Source organism: Micromonospora yasonensis (genome assembly GCF_026013475.1).
GTDB classification, from domain to species: Bacteria; Actinomycetota; Actinomycetes; order Mycobacteriales; family Micromonosporaceae; genus Micromonospora; species Micromonospora yasonensis.
Window position 1 is genome coordinate 1 of sequence record NZ_JAPDPH010000157.1, and the last position, 16,564, is coordinate 16,564.

Here is a 16,564-nt window from a genome sequence, read left to right on the forward strand (position 1 = left end):
CGCTCGACCAGCCAGTCCGTCGGCGAGTCGAACTGCACGAACCGGTTGGCCACCTCGCCGACCGCCAACGACGGCAGCCGGTTGTCGCAGTAGATCGTCGCCGACTCCAGCGTCCAGTCGCCCTCTCCCTTGCCCCGGGTCATCGTGAAGCCGGGCGGCAGGTCCGCCAGCTGCAGGGTGGCCCCGGCCGGGATCGCCCGGCTCGGTGACCGGCTGGCCGGTCCGCCACCGGTCGGCGGGCTCGACGTCGCGGTACGGCTCGGGGTCGAACTCGGCTCGACGGACGGCGTCGGAGCGACCGTGTGGCCGGGCGAGGGGGTGGTGGGGACCACGGTGGCCGGCGGCAAGGGCGGCGGCGTGGCATCCGGACGGCCTGCCAACGCCACCGCGCCCGAGGTCAGCACGGCGACGGCCACGACGCTGGCGAGACCGGCGGCGACGCGGGTGCGGCGGGTTCGCTGCCGACCGCGGCTGCGGACCGCCTCGACCGGCTCCCAGGTCAGGTTCCGCGTGTCGTGGTAGAGCTCGGAGAAGAGTGGATCAGGCATGGCTGACCTCCTCGGGCAGGGTGATGTCGAGCAGGGTGGCCAGCGCCTTCCGGCCGCGGGCGAGACGGGCCTTGACGGTGCCGGCCGGGGTGTCCGTCTGCACGGCGATCTCGGCGATCGACAGGTCGCAGAGGTGGTGCAGGACGATGGCGTGCCGTTGCTCCGCCGGCAGCCGGCGCAACGCGGTCACCAGGGCGACGGTGTTCTCCGAAGGGGGTCCGACGTCGGGCGCCGGCCCGTGTCGTCGGTGCGCGGTGAGGCCGTTGCGGACCTTCCGCCAGCGGTTGATCAAAAGGCGGTGACCGACCGTGCGAACCCAGGCCTCCGGGTCCTCGTACCCGCTGATCCGCGTCCAGCGCTGCCAGGCCCGCACGTACGCCTCCTGGGCGGCGTCCTGGGCCTCGGTCAGGTCACCACCGAGTGCGTAGAGCACGGTGACGACCCGGTGTCTGGTGGTTCGATAGAACTCCTCGAACCCGTTGTCTGCATCCAACTGTCCCTCCCCGTGGCGGTCTTGCCTCTGACACCCGCCACCGGGGGCGGCCGGTTGCAGCCGGACGGTGAACATCAGTGGACGACCGCGCCCCTCCAGCCGGACAGCGCGCTGGCGGAGCCGGACTACGGTCGGGTGCATGAGCGATCAGCACCCCGCGTTGTCCCTTCGTGACCTGGCCAAACGGTTGGGGATATGACCGGCATGCCGGCCACGGGACGCCGGCGAGGCAGCACGCTGCTGGCCCTGGCGCTCGCCGGCGGCCTCGTCGGTCCGCTCGGTGGCTGTTCCGGCGGCTGCGCCGACACCGCGCTCCAGGTGTCGCCGGTCGAGGTCGACGACGTGACCGCCCCGCTCACGGTCAGCGCGCGGCTGACCCGGGACGGCAAACCGGTCGCCGGGGCTACCGTCAAGCTGGCGGTGATGGTGGTGGGCCCGAACAACGCACACAGCGAGGCGCTGTTCCACGCCACCACCGACGCCGACGGCCGGGCGAGCGTGACCCGGCCGGGCGGCGTGGCCCGGCTGTCGCCCATTAACCATCAGGTGACCAGGTACAGCGCCTACTTCCAGCCGATGAACAAGATCGACGGCGTGCACTACTGCTGGTCGAGCGTGTCAGCGGCGATCACCTGCCGCACCGGGACCGGTTCCGGCCCGTGCCCGGTCCCGACGGGGACCTGATGCCGCCGGGTACGGCTGGGGGATGACTGAGGATCACCCTGCAGCCGGACAGCGCGCTGGCGGAGCCGGACTACGGTCGGGTGCATGAGCGATCAGCACCCCGCGTTGTCCCTGCGTGGCCTGGCGAAACGGTTCGACACCAAGGTCGCGGTCGCCGGGGTGGATCTGGACGTGCCGACCGGCTCGTTCTACGGGCTGCTCGGCCCGAACGGGGCCGGCAAGACCACCACCCTCTCCATGGCCGTCGGCCTGCTGCGGCCCGACGCCGGCCAGGCCCGGGTGCTCGGGTACGACGTGTGGGCCGACCCGGTCCGGGCCAAGGGCCTGCTCGGCGTGATGCCGGACGGCGTCCGGCTCTTCGACCGGCTCAGCGGGGCCGAGTTGCTGGCGTACCACGGTCTGCTGCGCGGCATGGACCCGGCGGTCGTCGACCAGCGGGCCGCGGAGCTGCTGGACGTACTGGCGCTCACCGACGCCGGGCGCACCCTGGTGGTCGACTACTCGGCGGGCATGAAGAAGAAGATCGGCCTGGCCTGCGCGCTGCTGCACGGCCCCCGCCTGCTGGTGCTGGACGAGCCGTTCGAGGCGGTCGACCCGGTGTCGGCGGCGCTGATCCGGGACATCCTGCACCGGTACGTGGTCGGCGGCGGCACGGTGGTCTTCTCCAGCCACGTGATGGAGGTCGTCGAGCGACTCTGCTCGCACGTGGCGATCCTGGCGCAGGGCCGGATCACCCGGGTCGGCACGCTCGACCAGGTTCGGGGCGACCGCTCGCTGGAGGAGGTCTTCGTCGAGGTGGTCGGCGGGCGGACCGCGACGGGTGAGGAGCTGTCGTGGCTGTCCCGGTGACCACGCCCGACCGGCCGGCACGGCGGGTCGGCGCCCGGCACTTCGTCCGGCTCAAGCTGCGGGTGATGGGCAACAACTTCCGCGGCCAGGGCTGGCGGATCGCCCTGTTCCTGGTGGGTGCGCTGTTCGGGCTCTGGATCGCCGCCGGCGGCTTCTTCGCCCTCGCCGCGCCCGGCCTGGCCGACGAGCCCCGCTTCGCCCTGCTGACCGCCGCCTTCGGCGGTGGGTTGCTGGTGCTCGGCTGGCTGCTGCTGCCGCTGGTCTTCTTCGGCGTGGACGAGACCCTGGACCCGGCCCGCTTCGCGCTGCTCCCGCTGCCCCGCCGCACCCTGGTCGTCGGCCTGTTCGCCGCCGCGCTGGTCAGCGTTCCGCTGCTGGCGGCGCTGGTCGCGGTGACCGGGCTGGTGGTCACCGCCGGGGCGCTCGGCGGCTGGCCGGCCGCCCTGGTCTCGGTCGTCGGGATCGTCGGCGGGCTGCTGCTCTGCGTGGCCGCCGCCCGCGCGGTCACCAGCGCGTTCGCCACCATGCTCCGGTCCCGCCGGGTACGCGACCTGGCCGCCGTCCTGCTCGCGGTGCTCGCCGCGCTGCTCGGGCCGTTGCAGATCGCGGTGCTCGCCGCGGTACGCAGGGCCGACTGGGACCGGCTGACCGGGGCGGCCCGGGTGGTCGGCTGGACCCCGTTCGGGGCACCGTGGACCGCCGGCGTCGAGGTCGCCGAGGGCCACCCCTGGGCCGCCGTGGTCAAGCTGCTGATCACCGTGGCGGCCGTCGGGGCGCTGCTGTTCTGGTGGTCGCGGACGTTGGAGTCGGCGATGGTCGGCGCGGCCAGCGCCGGCCCGTCCCGACAGCGGCGCGGACCGGTTGGCGGCCCGGTGGCTCAGCTCTTTCCCGGGGCGGTCGGCTGGGCCCGGCGGGACCGGTTCGGCGCGCTGGTGGCCCGGGAGTGCCGCTACTGGTGGCGGGACGCCCGGCGGCGGGCCAACCTGATCACCATCGCGGTGGTCGGCGTCTTCGTGCCGGTGATGGTCAACCTGGGCGGCTCCCGGCTGGCCGTCGACGGCGAGCAGGCGTTCGGCGACGCCACCGCCAACTCCTCGCCGGTGCTGGTCAGCCTCTCCATGCTCTTCGTCGGGGTGCTCGCCTCGGTCACCCTGGCCAACCAGTTCGGCTTCGACGGCAGCGCGTACGCGGCGAACGTGGTGGCCGGCGTGCCGGGGCGGCTCGAGCTGCGGGCCCGGATGACCGCGTTCTCGCTCTACGTGGTGCCGATGCTCGGCGCGGTCGCGGTCATCCTGGCCGTCCTGCTCGGGCGGCCCGGCTGGCTCGGGGTGATGGCCGGCGGACTGGCCGCCGCGTACGGCTGCGGGCTGGCGGTGAATTCCTTCGTCGCGGTGCTCGGCGGGTACGCGCTGCCGGAGACGAGCAACCCGTTCGCGATGAACAGCGGCGCCGGGATGGCGAAGGGGCTGCTCACCCTGCTCTCCATGGTCGCCTCGGCGCTGGCCGCGACACCGGCGGTGGTGGCCGCGGCGCTGCTCGGCAACGCCTGGCTCTGGCTGGCCCTGCCGGTCGGCTTGGCGTACGGGCTGGGCGCGGCGCTGCTCGGCTCGTACCTGGCCGGGGACGTGCTGGACCGCCGCCAGCCCGAGCTGCTGTCGACCGTCACGCCGAGACGCTGACGCCCGTCGTCGACGAGATACCCGGCCATGCCCGCACACGCGGCGTCCCGAAGATCACGCTCGATCCTGGATGTAGTGGGCTCCCGCTCAGGTGGAGGCCACTGTTTCCAGGATCGAGCGTGACCTTGACGGCCTGGGCCGGCCGGGCGGCTGCGGTCACCCGCCGAGCAGGGTCAGGAGGCGTCGGGCCTGGTCGGCGGCGGCGCCGGGTGGGTTGCGCCGGGCCGCCGGTCCACCGGGCAGCAGCAGGCGTAGCCAGAACATGGCCCACAACCGGCGGGCCGCCAGCAGTCGCCGCTGGTCGACCGCGAAGGCCGCGCGGAGCACGACAGCTCGGGATCAGGGCCGTCCCACCAGTCCCGGGCGGCATCGTAGGCAGCGGCCGCGACCCCGTCCGGCGGTCGCGCACCGTCGGTGAGCCGCCGCGCGAAGCCGAGATCATCGGTCCACGGCCCGATCTCGGGCGCGACCGCAGCGGGTACGCGCCACAGCGTGCCGATCGCCGTGACGAGGGCCCGCCGCTGCGTCCGCGTCAGCGGTCCACCCAGCGGCTCGCCGGGCAGTCGCGCCATCGTGACGGTGGGCGGCCGGGCGTCGAGGTCGGCCGCCAACGGCCGGGGCACCAGGTCGGGCTCGTGCCGGTGGACCAGCCGCAACACCGCCCATTCCCGCCGGTGCTCGCCGCGGTGCCAGGAGGTGTACCGCTTGGTCAGCACCGATCCGGCCCAGCTCAACTCATGCGTGCTGATCATGGTGCTGAGTAGGCGTCGAGCAGGCCCTCTCCCAGCCGGCGACGGATTCCTCGGACGTCATCCACCCGTCGGGGCGGACGGGACGGAGGTCAGGAAGCCACGCCAGGCGTCGGCGGTGAAGGTGAGCGTCGGGCCGGACCGGTCCTTGCTGTCCCGGACCAGCACCACCCCGGGCAGATTGCCCGCCACCTCGACGCAGTTGCCACCGGAGTCGGTTGATCGGGACGAAGTGCGCCAGCGCGGATTGAGAATAGTCATGGCGTCACCTTCAGCTTGCGGATGAAATCCACGGAAGCGCTGGTGGACAGCGCCTCGCCGAGGAGGCTATCCCACTTCCGCTCGATCAAACCGATCGTCTCCGGGTCGTCGACAACGTGCCCCCGCACGGCATTCTCCAGGTAGAGGACCCGCTCGGCGTCCGGTAAGTCGGCCAGCACGAAGCCACCGCCAAGGCCCGCATGTTGTCCGACGGCCAGCGGAATGACGTGCAGTCGCACGGCTGGAACCTCGGCGACTTCCAACAGCCGCCCGAGTTGGGCGTCGAGCACTGCCGGTCCGCCCACCGGGCGACGCACGGCGGTCTCGTCCAAGAGGAAGACGCAGTGCGGTGGCGGGTCCCGATGTAGCAACTGTTGGCGCTCCATCCGAACGGCCACCAACTCGTCCACGGTCCCCGATGGGTGCAGTCCGCCGGTGGAGATGACCGCCCGGGCGTAGTCCTCGGTTTGGAGCAGGCCCGGCACCAGGCAAGCCTCAAAGGCCCGGAGCCTGATCGCCCGCTGCTCGTAGCCGCGCCATGGCACGAACCACGACGGCCCGCGCTCCCGGTCGGTCGCCTTGAGTAGCTCGGCGAGGAGGCCGCCGGTGCCGAGGGCCTGGTCGGCGGCGACGGCGAACTCCATGGTGGGTCGACGGCGGCCGGTCTCGATCGCGGCCACTGTCGACGGGCTCCACTTGATCAGCGCCGCCAACCCCTCCTGGGAGACCTCCGCGCCAGCCCGGGCGGCCTTGAGCGCCCGGATCCACATCTCGATGTTCATCCTTACCTCTCCGGTAAGTACGCGACCGCGCTGCGTAGTAAGCCCTGGCATCCTCCCCTGTCCGCGCGTCCGAGTCCAGGGTGGAGACACGCGGCCCGGCTGGTGGAGGCGACGCCCGGCGGTCGGGTCCTGCGTCGGGTCGCCCCGGTCATTCCCCGGGCCGGGGCGACCCCCGAGCCCCTGGGAGGTAGCGATGTTCGGGTTCATCCGACGCCGGAATGCGGCGCTGTGGGCGTACCGGAAGAGGGAGCCGGCGGTGCCGACCACCGCGACCGGTCCGGAGCGGGCGGCGGGGCGGCCGAACGCGGCACCCTCGTGGGCGACCGAGCCGACGGTCGCCTTCCCGCGCCCGGGCCGCGCCGGGTGGCTGACCCCGGCGCAGGCCTGGCGGGCGAACGGCGGCCGCTGGTGAAGCCGGGTCGGGCGGGCCGCGGCGGGGTGGCGCGGTGCGTCGCTATGAGCCGGGCCCACCTGCCGATGCGGCCACTGTGGCGGTGTCGGGCGTGCGGGGCGCACTGGCCGTGCCAGCCGGCACGGCTCGGCCTGCTGGTCGAGTACCAGCATGATCGGACGGCGCTGCTGGTGTACCTGGGCGGGCTGCTGGCCGAAGCCGGCCAACAGCTCGGGGACGCCAGCGGCCTGCACCAGCGCTTCCTCGGCTGGGCACGGGCCCGGGGCGGCACAATGTTTCACGTGAATCATGAGCCGGGGGCCGAGATCCACCACACCGACCCGTTCGCCGTGCCGGCCGGGCAGCGCTCGCCGGTACGCCGGCTGCGCGGACGGCTGGCCGCTCCGGTGACGCTCTGGACCGCGCCGGGGCCGGCCGGGCTGACCGTCTCGTCCACCCTGGTGGCGGAGGGGGAACCGGACCGGCTGCTCGGGCTGGTCGATCCGGAGTCGGACCTGTGGGCGGCCGTCGAGGAGGCGGAACGGTTCGCGGTGGCGCCGCTCGGCCCGCCGCACCGGCAGCTCGCCGACCGCTTCGCCGGCCTCTTCCCGTCGCCGGGGGGCCTCTTCGCGATCGGCGCCTGGACCGAGACGCCGTACGGGCCGGTCCCCTCGGACGCCGGCGGCTGGGCCGGCTGCCGGCTCGACTCCGCCCGGGAGTACGGCTGGGGCCTGCTGGTCGAGGCCACCATCGAGGCGGTCGACCTGGCCGAGGAGACCGACCCGCTGCTGCACTACCGGGGCCGCTACCGCGAGTTGGCCTGACCGGGAGCCGGCCAGGCCGTCGATCCGGCACCCGACCGGTGAGCGGAGTGACATAGGTCACTCGGCGCAGGAGGGCGACCGTTCGGCGCAGCCGGTCGCCGTGGTCGATCTGCACCTTCCCGGACTGGGAGCGCGCTCTCTACCGTGCGCGAAAATCCCCACGCCTGCGAAGGTGGTGATCCACAGATGTCCACGGACACACCCGCGTCCGCGCCGGCCGAATCCGCGGCGGAGCGGTACCTCGCCGTACAACGGTCGGACGAGTTCGCCGGGTTGCGGCGCGCGCTGCGCGGCTTCATCTTCCCGATGACCGTCGCGTTCTTCCTGTGGTACGCGCTCTACGTCATCCTCTCCGCGTACGCGCGGGGCTTCATGGGCACGAAGCTCTTCGGCAACATCAACGTCGCCCTGATCTTCGGCCTGCTCCAGTTCGTCTCGACGTTCGTCATCGCCTGGCTCTACGCCCGGTTCGCCGACCGGAAGATCGACCCGGTCGCCGACCGGATCCGCGCCGAGATCGGGGAGGTGACTCATGACGACGGTCCTCGCGGCTGAGGCGGGCAGCACCACCGCCCGCAACCTCACCATCACCCTCTTCCTGATCTTCGTGGCGATCACGCTCGCCATCACCGTCTGGGCCAGCCGGCAGACGAAGACAGCCACCGACTTCTACGCCGGGGGCCGCTCCTTCTCCGGCTTCCAGAACGGCATGGCGATCGGCGGCGACTACATGTCGGCCGCGTCCTTCCTGGGCATCGCCGGCATCATCGCCCTGAACGGCTACGACGGCTTCCTCTACTCGATCGGCTTCCTGGTCGCCTGGCTGGTGGCCCTCCTGCTCGTCGCCGAACTGCTGCGCAACTCCGGCCGGTACACGATGGCCGACGTGCTGGCGTTCCGGATGCGCCAGCGCCCGGTCCGGACGGCGGCTGCGGTCTCCACCATCACCGTCTCGATCTTCTACCTGCTGGCCCAGATGGTGGGCGCCGGCGCGCTGGTCGCCCTGCTGCTCGGCATCAAGCCGGGCACCACCTTCCTCGGCATGGACGCGGACACCGCGAAGGTGGCCACGATCATCCTGGTCGGCGCCCTGATGATCATCTACGTGACCGTGGGCGGCATGAAGGGCACCACGTACGTCCAGATCGTCAAGGCGTTCCTGCTGATGACCGGCGCGGTCGTGATGACCCTGCTGGTGCTGGCGCACTACAAGTTCAACCTCTCCACGCTGCTCGGTGACGCGGCGGCGGCCTCGGGCAAGGGGGAGAACTTCCTCAGGCCCGGGCTCAAGTACGGCGTGGAGAGCGGCGACGCGCTGAAGACCTTCTACAGCAAGATGGACCTACTCTCGCTGGGCATCGCGCTGGTGCTCGGCACCGCCGGCCTACCGCACATCCTGATCCGCTTCTACACCGTGCCGACCGCCAAGGCGGCCCGGAAGAGCGTGCTCTGGGCGATCGGCATCATCGGCGTCTTCTACCTGCTCACCCTGGCCCTCGGCTTCGGCGCCGCGGCGCTGGTCGGTGGCACGGCGATCACCGCCCAGGACAAGGCCGGCAACACGGCGGCGCCGCAACTCGCGGAGAAGCTGGGCCTCGACTTCCTCGGTGGGGACCTGGGCGGCGCGACGCTACTCGCGATCATCGCGGCGGTCGCCTTCGCCACGATCCTCGCCGTCGTCGCCGGACTCACCCTGGCCTCGTCGTCGAGCCTCGCGCACGACTTCTACGCCAACGTGGTGAAGAACGGGCAGGCGTCCGAGCGGCAGGAGGTGAACGTCGCCCGGATCTCCGCCCTGGTGATCGGCGCGATCTCGATCCTGCTGTCGATCTTCGCGCAGAGCCTGAACGTGGCCTTCCTGGTGGCGCTGGCCTTCGCGGTCGCCGCCTCGGGCAACCTGCCGGCGATCCTCTACAGCCTGTTCTGGAAGCGGTTCAACACCTCCGGCGCGGTCTGGGCGATCTACGGCGGTCTGCTCGCGGCCGTGGTGCTGGTCTTCTTCTCCCCGGTGGTCTCCGGGGCGCCGACGGCCATGTTCCCGGAGCACGACTGGCACTGGTTCCCGCTGACCAACCCGGGCATCATCTCCATCCCGTTCGGCTTCCTCTGCGGCTGGGTCGGCACCCTGCTCTCCAAGGAGCACGACGAGGAGAAGTACGCGGAGCTGGAGGTGCGCTCCCTCACCGGGGCGGGCGCGCACTGACGTACGGCACGAAGGGCGGGTCGGAGCCGACGAGGGCTCCGACCCGCCCTTTTGAGTAGGCTGGCCGGCATGAAGGTCGCTCCCCGTTACGGCACCGGACACCGGATTCTCGTCACCGGCGGCGCCGGTTTCGTGCCGTCCCACCTGGTCGACCGGCTCATCGAGCGTGGCTGCACGGTCGTGGTGCTGGACAACTTCGTCACCGGCGCCAAGGACAACGTGGCCCACCTGCTGGACACACCGACCTTCACGCTGGTCGAGGCGGACATCTCCGACGGGCTCCCGACCGACCACCCGGCCCTGGCCGAGCGGTTCGACGCGATCCTGCACATGGCCTCACCGGCCAGCCCCACCGACTTCGAGAAGCTGCCGGTGGAGATCCTCCGGGTCGGTTCGGTGGCCACCCTGCACCTGCTGGAACGGGCCACCGCCGACGGCGCCCGCTTCCTGATGGCCTCCACCTCCGAGGCGTACGGGGACCCGAAGGAGCACCCGCAGCGCGAGACGTACTGGGGCAACGTCAACCCGATCGGCGTCCGGAGCGTCTACGACGAGGCCAAGCGCTTCTCGGAGGCGGCCACCATGGCCTACCACCGGAGCCGCGGCACCGACACGGCGATCGTCCGGATCTTCAACACGTACGGGCCGCGGATGCGACCGGACGACGGCCGGGCCATCCCGACCTTCATCTCCCAGGCGCTGCGCGGCGAGCCGATCACGGTGCACGGCACCGGGAACCAGACCCGCTCGATCTGCTATGTCGACGACCTGGTCCGGGGCATCCTGCTGCTGCTCGACTCGACCGAGACCGGCCCGATCAACTGCGGGACCGAGCACGAGATGTCGATGCGGCAACTGGCCGAGACGATCGTGTCACTCACCGGAAGCACGTCCGAGGTGACCTACATCACTCGCGCTGCCGACGACCCGGAGATGCGCCGCCCCGATCTCACCCTCGCTCGCGAGCTGCTGGGGTACGAACCCACCGTGGCGCCCGAAGACGGCCTTCGACGCACGATCGAGTACTTCCGCGGGCGGCTAGGCTACTGATCCCGGCTGGGAGAACACTGACACCCGGTTCCGCCTCAAGGCGGTACTGGTGTGACCGACCTACCCTCGGTCATATGTCAGCGACCATGTCTGCCGGCGCCCCGCTCCCGTACCTGAGCCGGAGCGCGGGCCGAGCCCAGGTTCCCGCCCCCGGCCGGGGCAGCACCGGGCGGGCCCGCGCGACCGACGCCCGCTGGTCCCCCGCGTACGAGGAGGAGCCGCGCTCGGGCGGGCCGGGTGGTCCCGGCGGACCCGGTGGACCGTCCGGCCCGGGTGGGTCCGGCGGCCCGGGGCGGCGTGGCCCGCGCCCGCGCTGGGGGCGGATCGGCCTGGTCGCCGGCGTCGCGGTGCTGGTGCTCGCGCTGCTCGGCGGTGCCGGGGCCTGGCTCTACGCCCGCAACCTCGACAACGACCTGGCCCGGACCGACCCGTTCTCGGAGATCACCGGGGGCCGGCCGGCCAAGACGGTCGACGGCGCGCTCAACATCCTCATGGTGGGCAGCGACTCCCGGGACCCGGACGCCTCGGTGGAGGCCGCCGGCAAGTGGCGGTCGGACACGATCATCCTGATGCACGTCCCGGCCGACCACAAAGAGGCCTACCTGGTCTCCATCCCGCGTGACCTGTACGTGCCGATCCCGGAGAACGCCGGGGCGTCCTGCGACTCCGGCCAGCGCAACAAGATCAACGCGGCCTTCGCGTTCGGCGGCCTGCCGCTCGCGGTGAAGACCGTGGAGTGCTTCACCGACGTCCGGATCGACCACGTGATGGCGATCGACTTCGCCGGGTTCAAGGAGGTCACCGACGCCCTGGGCGGGGTGGACCTGAAGGTGGACCGGACCATCACCTCGATCCACAAGCCGCACCGGACGTTCACCAAGGGCGTGAACCACATGAACGGCGCCGAGGCCCTGGACTGGGTCCGGCAGCGCAAGCAGTTCCCGGACGGCGACTTCGCCCGGATGCGTCACCAGCAGGAGTTCCTCAAGGCGTTGATGGACAAGGCGGCCAGCACCGGCACGCTGAGCAACCCGAAGAAGCTCAACGACTTCCTCAAGGCGGTCACCGCCGCGGCCACCGTGGACAAGGACTTCTCGCTGACCGACATGGCGCTGCAGTTCCGCAACCTGCGCGGCAACAACCTGACCTTCCTGACCAGCCCGAACCTCGGCGGCCAGGACGTCGACGGGCAGTCGGTGGTGGTCTCCGACCGGGAGAAGGCGCTGGCCATGTACAAGGCCATCGCCTCGGACACGATGGGCGACTGGGTGAAGGCCAACCAGCCCGCCGACGGTACGGGCAACGGCAACTGAGCGCCTCGCGAGCAGCCCCGCCGGTCGGCGGTCGAGCCCGCCCCATGGCGAGCCAACCGCCGTTCGGTTGTCATTCCTCGACCGTTCGGCCATAACCCCAGCACAACCGCCGGGTTAACCGGGAATGACCAGCAGATGAGGTCGCCAAGACGGGAACTGATCCGTACAGTGGTCCCGCCCCCGATCATCGAGCTGGAGCACGCATGCCGGTTCAGGCCAGCCATCGCCCTCAGTCACTGAATCCCGGTGCGCCCGGGCGGGTGCCCCCGGTCATTCCGACCCAGCCCGGCCCGGGCGGGCGCGGTCCCGGTGGAGGGAAGAAGCGGACCAAGCGCAAGGACCCACTCTGGGCCCGGCTCACGCTGATCTTCGGCGCGGTGCTGATGATGACCAGCGGTGTCGCGATCGTCGGCAGCAAGGCGGTCATCGGTCAGGCCACCAGCGGCATCGCCCAGCGCAACCTGCTCGGCGACGCAGGCAAGTCGGACGCCGAGGGCGGCAATAACCTGGACGGCGCGATCGACATGCTGCTGCTCGGCGTCGACGCCCGGGAGCGCTGGGCCAAGGACGACGTCCGCTCGGACACGATCATCATCCTGCACATTCCGGCCAGCCACGACCAGGCGTACCTGATCTCGATCCCCCGGGACACCGAGGCGCAGATTCCGGCGAACCCCAAGTCCGGCTACCGGGGCGGCGTCGACAAGATCAACGCAGCCTTCTACTGGGGTGCCCAGAAGGGTGGCGGCTGGGAGGGTGGCGCCCAGTTGATGGCCAAGACCATCAAGAACATGACCGGAATCAGCTTCGACGGCGCCGCGATCATCAACTTCGGCGGCTTCAAGAACATCATCGACGCCCTCGGCACCGTCCGGATCTGCGTGAACCACGAGGTCAAGTCGCACCACATGTCGATGGTCGACGGCAAGCCGATGTGGAACGCGGACGCGAAGAAGACCGGCAAGTCGTACACCCCGGTGGTGCACAAGAAGGGCTGCAAGGAGATGGAGGGCTGGGAGGCCCTCGACTACGCCCGCCAGCGCTACGGCCTGCCGAACAGCGACTACGACCGCCAGCAGAACCAGCAGCAGCTGATCAAGGCGATGGCGAAGAAGGCCACCGACAAGGGCATGCTGACCAACCCGCTCAAGCTGAACCAGCTGATCAAGGCGGCCGGCAAGTCCCTCATCCTGGACACCGGCGGCGCGCCGATCGCCGACTTCATCTTCACGCTCAAGGGCGTGACCGGCAACGACCTGGTCACCCTGCGCACCAACGGCGGCACGTACAGCCCCAACGCCGACCGCAGCAAGGAATCGCTCAACGAGCTGAGCATGGAGATGTTCCGGGCGGTCAAGGAAGACAAGCTGGCCGACTTCGTGGTGGCGAACCCGGGCGTCCTCTCCACCCGGAAATGACCCGGAACCGGCGGTAGCTGCGGCGAAGCGGCCACCACCGGCCTCCCCGGCCCGTAGCCTGACGTGAGCAGGTCTCAGGTACGGCTGCGGGGAGGGGTGTCACGTCCAGGGCGGCACGGACCGGACGCGGGCGGGGGCGACCCGCCCGCTGGGCCCGGTTCCTGATCCGCGCCGGCCTCGCCCTGGTCCTGCTCGCCACGCTCGGCATCGCCGGTCTGCACTGGCTCACCAACCGGTACGACCGTACGGTGACCAAGCAGCACCTGCTCGACGACGCGGCGCGGGAGCAGCGCACCGATCTGTCGCACGCGCTCAACTACCTGCTCATCGGCTCCGACCACCGGCCCGGCGCCAACCCCGAGGACCAACGCTCGGACAGCATCGTGATCGTGCACGTGCCGGCCGGCCTGCGGCAGGCGTACCTGATCTCGATCCCCCGCGACCTGCTCGTCACCATCCCGTCGGCGCCCGGCTACGGCGGCGGCCAGGACAAGATCAACTCGGCGTACGAGCACGGCGGCGGGGGTGAGGCCGGAGCCCGGCTGCTCTCCGCGACGCTCAGCCGGCTCACCGGCCTCCGCTTCGACGGCGCCGCGCTGATCGACTTCTCCGGGTTCAAGCAGGTCATCGACCTGCTCGGCGGGATCCGGATGTGCGTGGACACCGAGGTGCGGTCGATCCACACCAAGACCCTGTTCACCCCCGGCTGCCAGCAGATGGACGGTGCCCGGACCCTGGACTACGTCCGCCAGCGCTACGACCTGCCCGACGGCGACTACGACCGGCAGCGACACCAGCAGCAGATGCTCCGGGCGGTGCTCGACAAGGCCGGCGAGACCCACCTGCGCAACGATCCGGTCCGGCTGGACCGGGTGCTGCGGGCGGTGGGCGGCGCGCTGACCGTGGACACCAACGGCGTACCCCTGGAGGACCTGCTGTTCGCGCTCCGGTCGCTGCCCCCGGACGCCCTCCAGGGGGTCCAGGTGCCCTCGTACCCGCAGACCATCGACGAGGTCTCGTACGTGGTGCTGGACAACGGCGGCGGCGGCCTCTTCGACGCGGTCCGGGGCACCCGGATGCCGGCGTGGGCCGCCGCCAATCCCCGCTGGGTCAACCGGCTGTGACCGGAACGGGCGTCCAGGACATGGCCTAGGCTTGGTAGCCGTGTTCGGACCCCAGGTTCCCAGCGTGCCCGCGTCGGCCGTGCCCGACGACGTCTACCTGCTCGACGTCCGGGAGGACGACGAGTGGGCCGTCGGTCACGCGCCGGCCGCCCACCACCTGCCGATGACCGAGCTGCCGGCCCGGATCGCCGACGTGCCCGACGACCGGGAGGTGGCTGTGATCTGCCGCTCCGGCGGGCGCTCCGCGCAGGTCGTCGCGTATCTCCTGCGCAACGGCTGGGACCAGGTGCGCAACGTCGAGGGCGGGATGGGTGACTGGGCCGCCGCCGGCCGCCCGGTGGTCACCGACGACGGGCAGCCGGGCCGGGTCGCCTGAGGCGCGCCGACGGCATGACCGCCCCCCTGGTCTTCGCGCACCGCGGCTCCTCGTACGACCTGCCGGAGCACACCCTCGCCGCGTACCTGCGCGCCCTCGACGAGGGTGCCGACGGGCTGGAGTGCGACGTCCGGCTCACCCGCGACGGGCACCTGGTCTGCGTACACGACCGCCGGCTGGACCGGACCAGCAACGGCCACGGGCTGGTCAGCGCCCGTACCCTCGCCGAACTGGAGGCGCTCGACTTCGGGTCCTGGCACCCGGGTGGGATGGTCGCCGAAGGGGACGAACCGCTCGACGAGTCGCACACCCGGCTGCTCACCCTGCAGCGGCTGCTCGACGCCGTGCTGGCCGCCGGCCGGCCGGTCCGGCTGCTGATCGAGACCAAGCATCCCTCCCGGTACGGCGGGGACGTGGAACGTCGGCTCGTCGCCCTGCTGCGCCACCACGGGCTGGCCGACCCGCAGCCGGACGACCGGGTCCAGGTGACCGTGATGTCCTTCTCCCCGCTCGCCGTACGCCGGATCCGCGACCTCGCGCCCGGCCTGCCCACGGTGCTGCTGCTGGAGGTGCTGCCGCGCTGGCTGCGGCTGGGCCGGCTGCCGTTCGGCACCCGGATCGCCGGGCCGGGGATCGGCCTGGTCCGGGCCCGTCCGCAGCTCGTGCCCACGCTGCGGGCCGCGGGCAACCAGGTCTACATCTGGACGGTGAACGAGCCGGAGGACCTGGAACTGGTGCTGGCCGCCGAGGTGGACGGGGTGATCACCGACCGGCCCGCCCGAACCCTGGCCAGATTGGGCCGATGAGACCGGTCGGCCGACCCGGTGGCCGGTCCCGCCCGCCCGGCCGGAGGTGCACCGGGACCGGTCGGCGCGGCACACTCGGGACATGCCGGAGCGAACCGACTTCAGCGCCCTCATCACCGGCCACACCGACGTGATCGCCATGATCAACGCCGGTGGGTCCGGCCTCTCCGTGCTGACCCGGCTGCTCCGGGTGGTGCAGCCCGCCGTCGGCGCGGCCGGCCTGGTCTGGGTGGAGTTCGCGCCCACCGGCGGACGGGTGATCGCCGCGACCGGGAGCGCCGAGTTCGTGGTCGGGCGCCCCCTGCCGGCCACCGACCCGGCCACCGTCTGCCTGCTCTCCGGTCCCCCGGTCCGCGAGGTCCGGGTGGACGCCATCCCGGGCGCGCTCGCCGTCGAGGTGGCCGGGCGGGGGCTGTGCCGGATGATCGTGGCCCGGGCCGAGATCGGTGGGCTGACGGTCGGCAGCCTGCACGCCCTCTATCCGGAGGGCGACCCGCTCGACGCGTCCCAGCGCGCCGTCATCGGGTACGTCGCCGCCTGCATCGGCCACATGTACGGCGACCAGACCGGCCTGCCGGTGCACGGGGACGGCCCGGTCGTGGCGGCGCTCGCCGACGGCCTGGCGGTGGTGGACCGGAAGCACCGCGTACGGCTCTGGAACCCGGCCGCCGCCCAGGTCACCGGCCGGCCGGCCAGCGAGGCGCTGAGCCGCCCGCTACCCTTCCCGCTGCCCCCGTCCGGCCAGGTGCTCGACCACCGGCTGCCGGACGGCCGGTGGCTGCGGATCACCGCCGGGGAGCTGCCCGGCCCCGGCGGGCTGCGGGTGGTCACCTTCCGGGACATCACCGACCAGCAGCGCCGCGACCACGACCAGGACCTGTTCGTCGCGGTCACCAGCCACGAGCTGCGCACCCCGGTCACCGTGATCAAGGGGTACGCGGACACCCTCACCGACCACTGGGGGTCGCTCAGCGACGACGACCGGCGGCAGGCCGCAATAATCATCGGGCAGCG

At 71.8% G+C, this 16,564-nt stretch carries 18 protein-coding genes and 1 pseudogene; 14 read left to right on the forward strand and 5 right to left on the reverse strand.

Going from position 1 to position 16,564, the window contains the following annotated elements; all coding sequences use genetic code 11:
• Together ONA70_RS25720 and ONA70_RS25725 are read right to left on the reverse strand one after the other, a co-directional pair.
• Window positions 1–548 (reverse strand): annotated as a pseudogene (locus tag ONA70_RS25720) (hypothetical protein); the annotation flags it as partial.
• Complete coding sequence (locus tag ONA70_RS25725; RefSeq protein ID WP_265009058.1) at window positions 541–1,041, reverse strand: SigE family RNA polymerase sigma factor; 501 nt, start codon at window positions 1,039–1,041, stop codon at window positions 541–543. The gene ONA70_RS25725 and the pseudogene ONA70_RS25720, both read right to left, overlap by 8 nt.
• Window positions 1,042–1,236: 195 nt before the next feature.
• Here ONA70_RS25725 and ONA70_RS25730 point away from each other — a divergent pair, with 195 nt between their 5' ends.
• The 3 genes from ONA70_RS25730 to ONA70_RS25740 all read left to right on the forward strand — a co-directional run bounded on the left by ONA70_RS25730 (window position 1,237) and on the right by ONA70_RS25740 (window position 4,253).
• Complete coding sequence (locus ONA70_RS25730) at window positions 1,237–1,725, forward strand: DUF4198 domain-containing protein (RefSeq protein WP_265009059.1); 489 nt, start codon at window positions 1,237–1,239, stop codon at window positions 1,723–1,725.
• Between the two features lie 84 nt (window positions 1,726–1,809).
• Complete coding sequence (locus ONA70_RS25735) at window positions 1,810–2,574, forward strand: ABC transporter ATP-binding protein (protein WP_265009060.1); 765 nt, start codon at window positions 1,810–1,812, stop codon at window positions 2,572–2,574.
• Window positions 2,559–4,253 carry an ABC transporter permease gene (locus ONA70_RS25740; protein ID WP_265009061.1) on the forward strand — a complete coding sequence of 565 codons (1,695 nt, stop codon included), beginning with the start codon at window positions 2,559–2,561 and terminating at the stop codon, window positions 4,251–4,253. The genes ONA70_RS25735 and ONA70_RS25740 overlap by 16 nt, the downstream gene beginning before the upstream one ends.
• A gap of 173 nt (window positions 4,254–4,426) precedes the next feature.
• Here ONA70_RS25740 and ONA70_RS25745 read toward each other — a convergent pair whose 3' ends face one another.
• Genes ONA70_RS25745 through ONA70_RS25755 form a run of 3 tightly spaced genes read right to left on the reverse strand, consistent with a single transcriptional unit; the run spans window position 4,427 to window position 6,045 of the window.
• Window positions 4,427–5,005, reverse strand: coding sequence for a phosphotransferase family protein (locus ONA70_RS25745; protein WP_265009062.1), 579 nt, complete (start codon window positions 5,003–5,005; stop codon window positions 4,427–4,429).
• Window positions 5,006–5,062: 57 nt separating this feature from the next.
• On the reverse strand, window positions 5,063–5,263 hold the full coding sequence (locus ONA70_RS25750; RefSeq protein WP_265009063.1) for a DUF397 domain-containing protein: 201 nt from the start codon (window positions 5,261–5,263) through the stop codon (window positions 5,063–5,065).
• The gene (locus ONA70_RS25755; protein ID WP_319958659.1) at window positions 5,260–6,045 is read right to left on the reverse strand and encodes a helix-turn-helix domain-containing protein; all 786 of its coding nucleotides are present in this window, start codon (window positions 6,043–6,045) and stop codon (window positions 5,260–5,262) included. Before ONA70_RS25755 ends, ONA70_RS25750 begins: the two co-directional genes overlap by 4 nt.
• Before the next feature lie 193 nt (window positions 6,046–6,238).
• Here ONA70_RS25755 and ONA70_RS25760 point away from each other — a divergent pair, with 193 nt between their 5' ends.
• From ONA70_RS25760 to ONA70_RS25810, 11 genes are all read left to right on the forward strand, one after another.
• Window positions 6,239–6,457 (forward strand): hypothetical protein, encoded by a 219-nt coding sequence (locus ONA70_RS25760; protein WP_265009065.1) that lies wholly within the window; start codon window positions 6,239–6,241, stop codon window positions 6,455–6,457.
• A 65-nt stretch (window positions 6,458–6,522) separates the two neighbouring features.
• Entirely contained in the window at window positions 6,523–7,260 is a 738-nt protein-coding gene (locus tag ONA70_RS25765) for a flavin reductase family protein (RefSeq protein WP_265009074.1), read from the forward strand.
• Window positions 7,261–7,446: 186 nt separating this feature from the next.
• Entirely contained in the window at window positions 7,447–7,815 is a 369-nt protein-coding gene (locus tag ONA70_RS25770) for a DUF485 domain-containing protein (protein ID WP_265009066.1), read from the forward strand.
• The gene (locus tag ONA70_RS25775) at window positions 7,793–9,463 is read left to right on the forward strand and encodes a solute symporter family protein (RefSeq protein WP_265009067.1); all 1,671 of its coding nucleotides are present in this window, start codon (window positions 7,793–7,795) and stop codon (window positions 9,461–9,463) included. Before ONA70_RS25770 ends, ONA70_RS25775 begins: the two co-directional genes overlap by 23 nt.
• A 69-nt stretch (window positions 9,464–9,532) precedes the next feature.
• Entirely contained in the window at window positions 9,533–10,513 is a 981-nt protein-coding gene (locus tag ONA70_RS25780; protein WP_265009068.1) for an NAD-dependent epimerase/dehydratase family protein, read from the forward strand.
• 74 nt (window positions 10,514–10,587) lie between these two features.
• Entirely contained in the window at window positions 10,588–11,826 is a 1,239-nt protein-coding gene (locus ONA70_RS25785; RefSeq protein ID WP_265009069.1) for an LCP family protein, read from the forward strand.
• Window positions 11,827–12,029: 203 nt separating this feature from the next.
• Window positions 12,030–13,244 (forward strand): LCP family protein, encoded by a 1,215-nt coding sequence (locus ONA70_RS25790; RefSeq protein ID WP_265009070.1) that lies wholly within the window; start codon window positions 12,030–12,032, stop codon window positions 13,242–13,244.
• Window positions 13,245–13,492: 248 nt separating this feature from the next.
• Entirely contained in the window at window positions 13,493–14,368 is an 876-nt protein-coding gene (locus ONA70_RS25795; protein ID WP_454557364.1) for an LCP family protein, read from the forward strand.
• 40 nt (window positions 14,369–14,408) lie between these two features.
• On the forward strand, window positions 14,409–14,744 hold the full coding sequence (locus tag ONA70_RS25800; RefSeq protein ID WP_265009071.1) for a rhodanese-like domain-containing protein: 336 nt from the start codon (window positions 14,409–14,411) through the stop codon (window positions 14,742–14,744).
• A 14-nt stretch (window positions 14,745–14,758) separates the two neighbouring features.
• The gene (locus ONA70_RS25805; protein WP_265009072.1) at window positions 14,759–15,550 is read left to right on the forward strand and encodes a glycerophosphodiester phosphodiesterase; all 792 of its coding nucleotides are present in this window, start codon (window positions 14,759–14,761) and stop codon (window positions 15,548–15,550) included.
• An 82-nt stretch (window positions 15,551–15,632) separates the two neighbouring features.
• The coding region (locus tag ONA70_RS25810) for a histidine kinase dimerization/phospho-acceptor domain-containing protein (RefSeq protein WP_265009073.1) at window positions 15,633–16,564 on the forward strand (932 nt) is incomplete at its 3' end.

Bases quoted from the DNA above. Each gene is read 5' to 3' on its own strand.
- ONA70_RS25745 (WP_265009062.1), bottom strand. From the start codon at position 5,005: ATGATCAGCACGCATGAGTTGAGCTGGGCCGGATCGGTGCTGACCAAG.
- ONA70_RS25755 (WP_319958659.1), bottom strand. From the start codon at position 6,045: ATGAACATCGAGATGTGGATCCGGGCGCTCAAGGCCGCCCGGGCTGGC.
- ONA70_RS25790 (WP_265009070.1), top strand. From the start codon at position 12,030: ATGCCGGTTCAGGCCAGCCATCGCCCTCAGTCACTGAATCCCGGTGCG.
- ONA70_RS25760 (WP_265009065.1), top strand. From the start codon at position 6,239: ATGTTCGGGTTCATCCGACGCCGGAATGCGGCGCTGTGGGCGTACCGG.
- ONA70_RS25785 (WP_265009069.1), top strand. From the start codon at position 10,588: ATGTCAGCGACCATGTCTGCCGGCGCCCCGCTCCCGTACCTGAGCCGG.
- ONA70_RS25805 (WP_265009072.1), top strand. From the start codon at position 14,759: ATGACCGCCCCCCTGGTCTTCGCGCACCGCGGCTCCTCGTACGACCTG.
- ONA70_RS25780 (WP_265009068.1), top strand. From the start codon at position 9,533: ATGAAGGTCGCTCCCCGTTACGGCACCGGACACCGGATTCTCGTCACC.
- ONA70_RS25735 (WP_265009060.1), top strand. From the start codon at position 1,810: ATGAGCGATCAGCACCCCGCGTTGTCCCTGCGTGGCCTGGCGAAACGG.
- ONA70_RS25750 (WP_265009063.1), bottom strand. From the start codon at position 5,263: ATGACTATTCTCAATCCGCGCTGGCGCACTTCGTCCCGATCAACCGAC.
- ONA70_RS25730 (WP_265009059.1), top strand. From the start codon at position 1,237: ATGACCGGCATGCCGGCCACGGGACGCCGGCGAGGCAGCACGCTGCTG.
- ONA70_RS25765 (WP_265009074.1), top strand. From the start codon at position 6,523: ATGCGGCCACTGTGGCGGTGTCGGGCGTGCGGGGCGCACTGGCCGTGC.
- ONA70_RS25775 (WP_265009067.1), top strand. From the start codon at position 7,793: ATGACGACGGTCCTCGCGGCTGAGGCGGGCAGCACCACCGCCCGCAAC.
- ONA70_RS25770 (WP_265009066.1), top strand. From the start codon at position 7,447: ATGTCCACGGACACACCCGCGTCCGCGCCGGCCGAATCCGCGGCGGAG.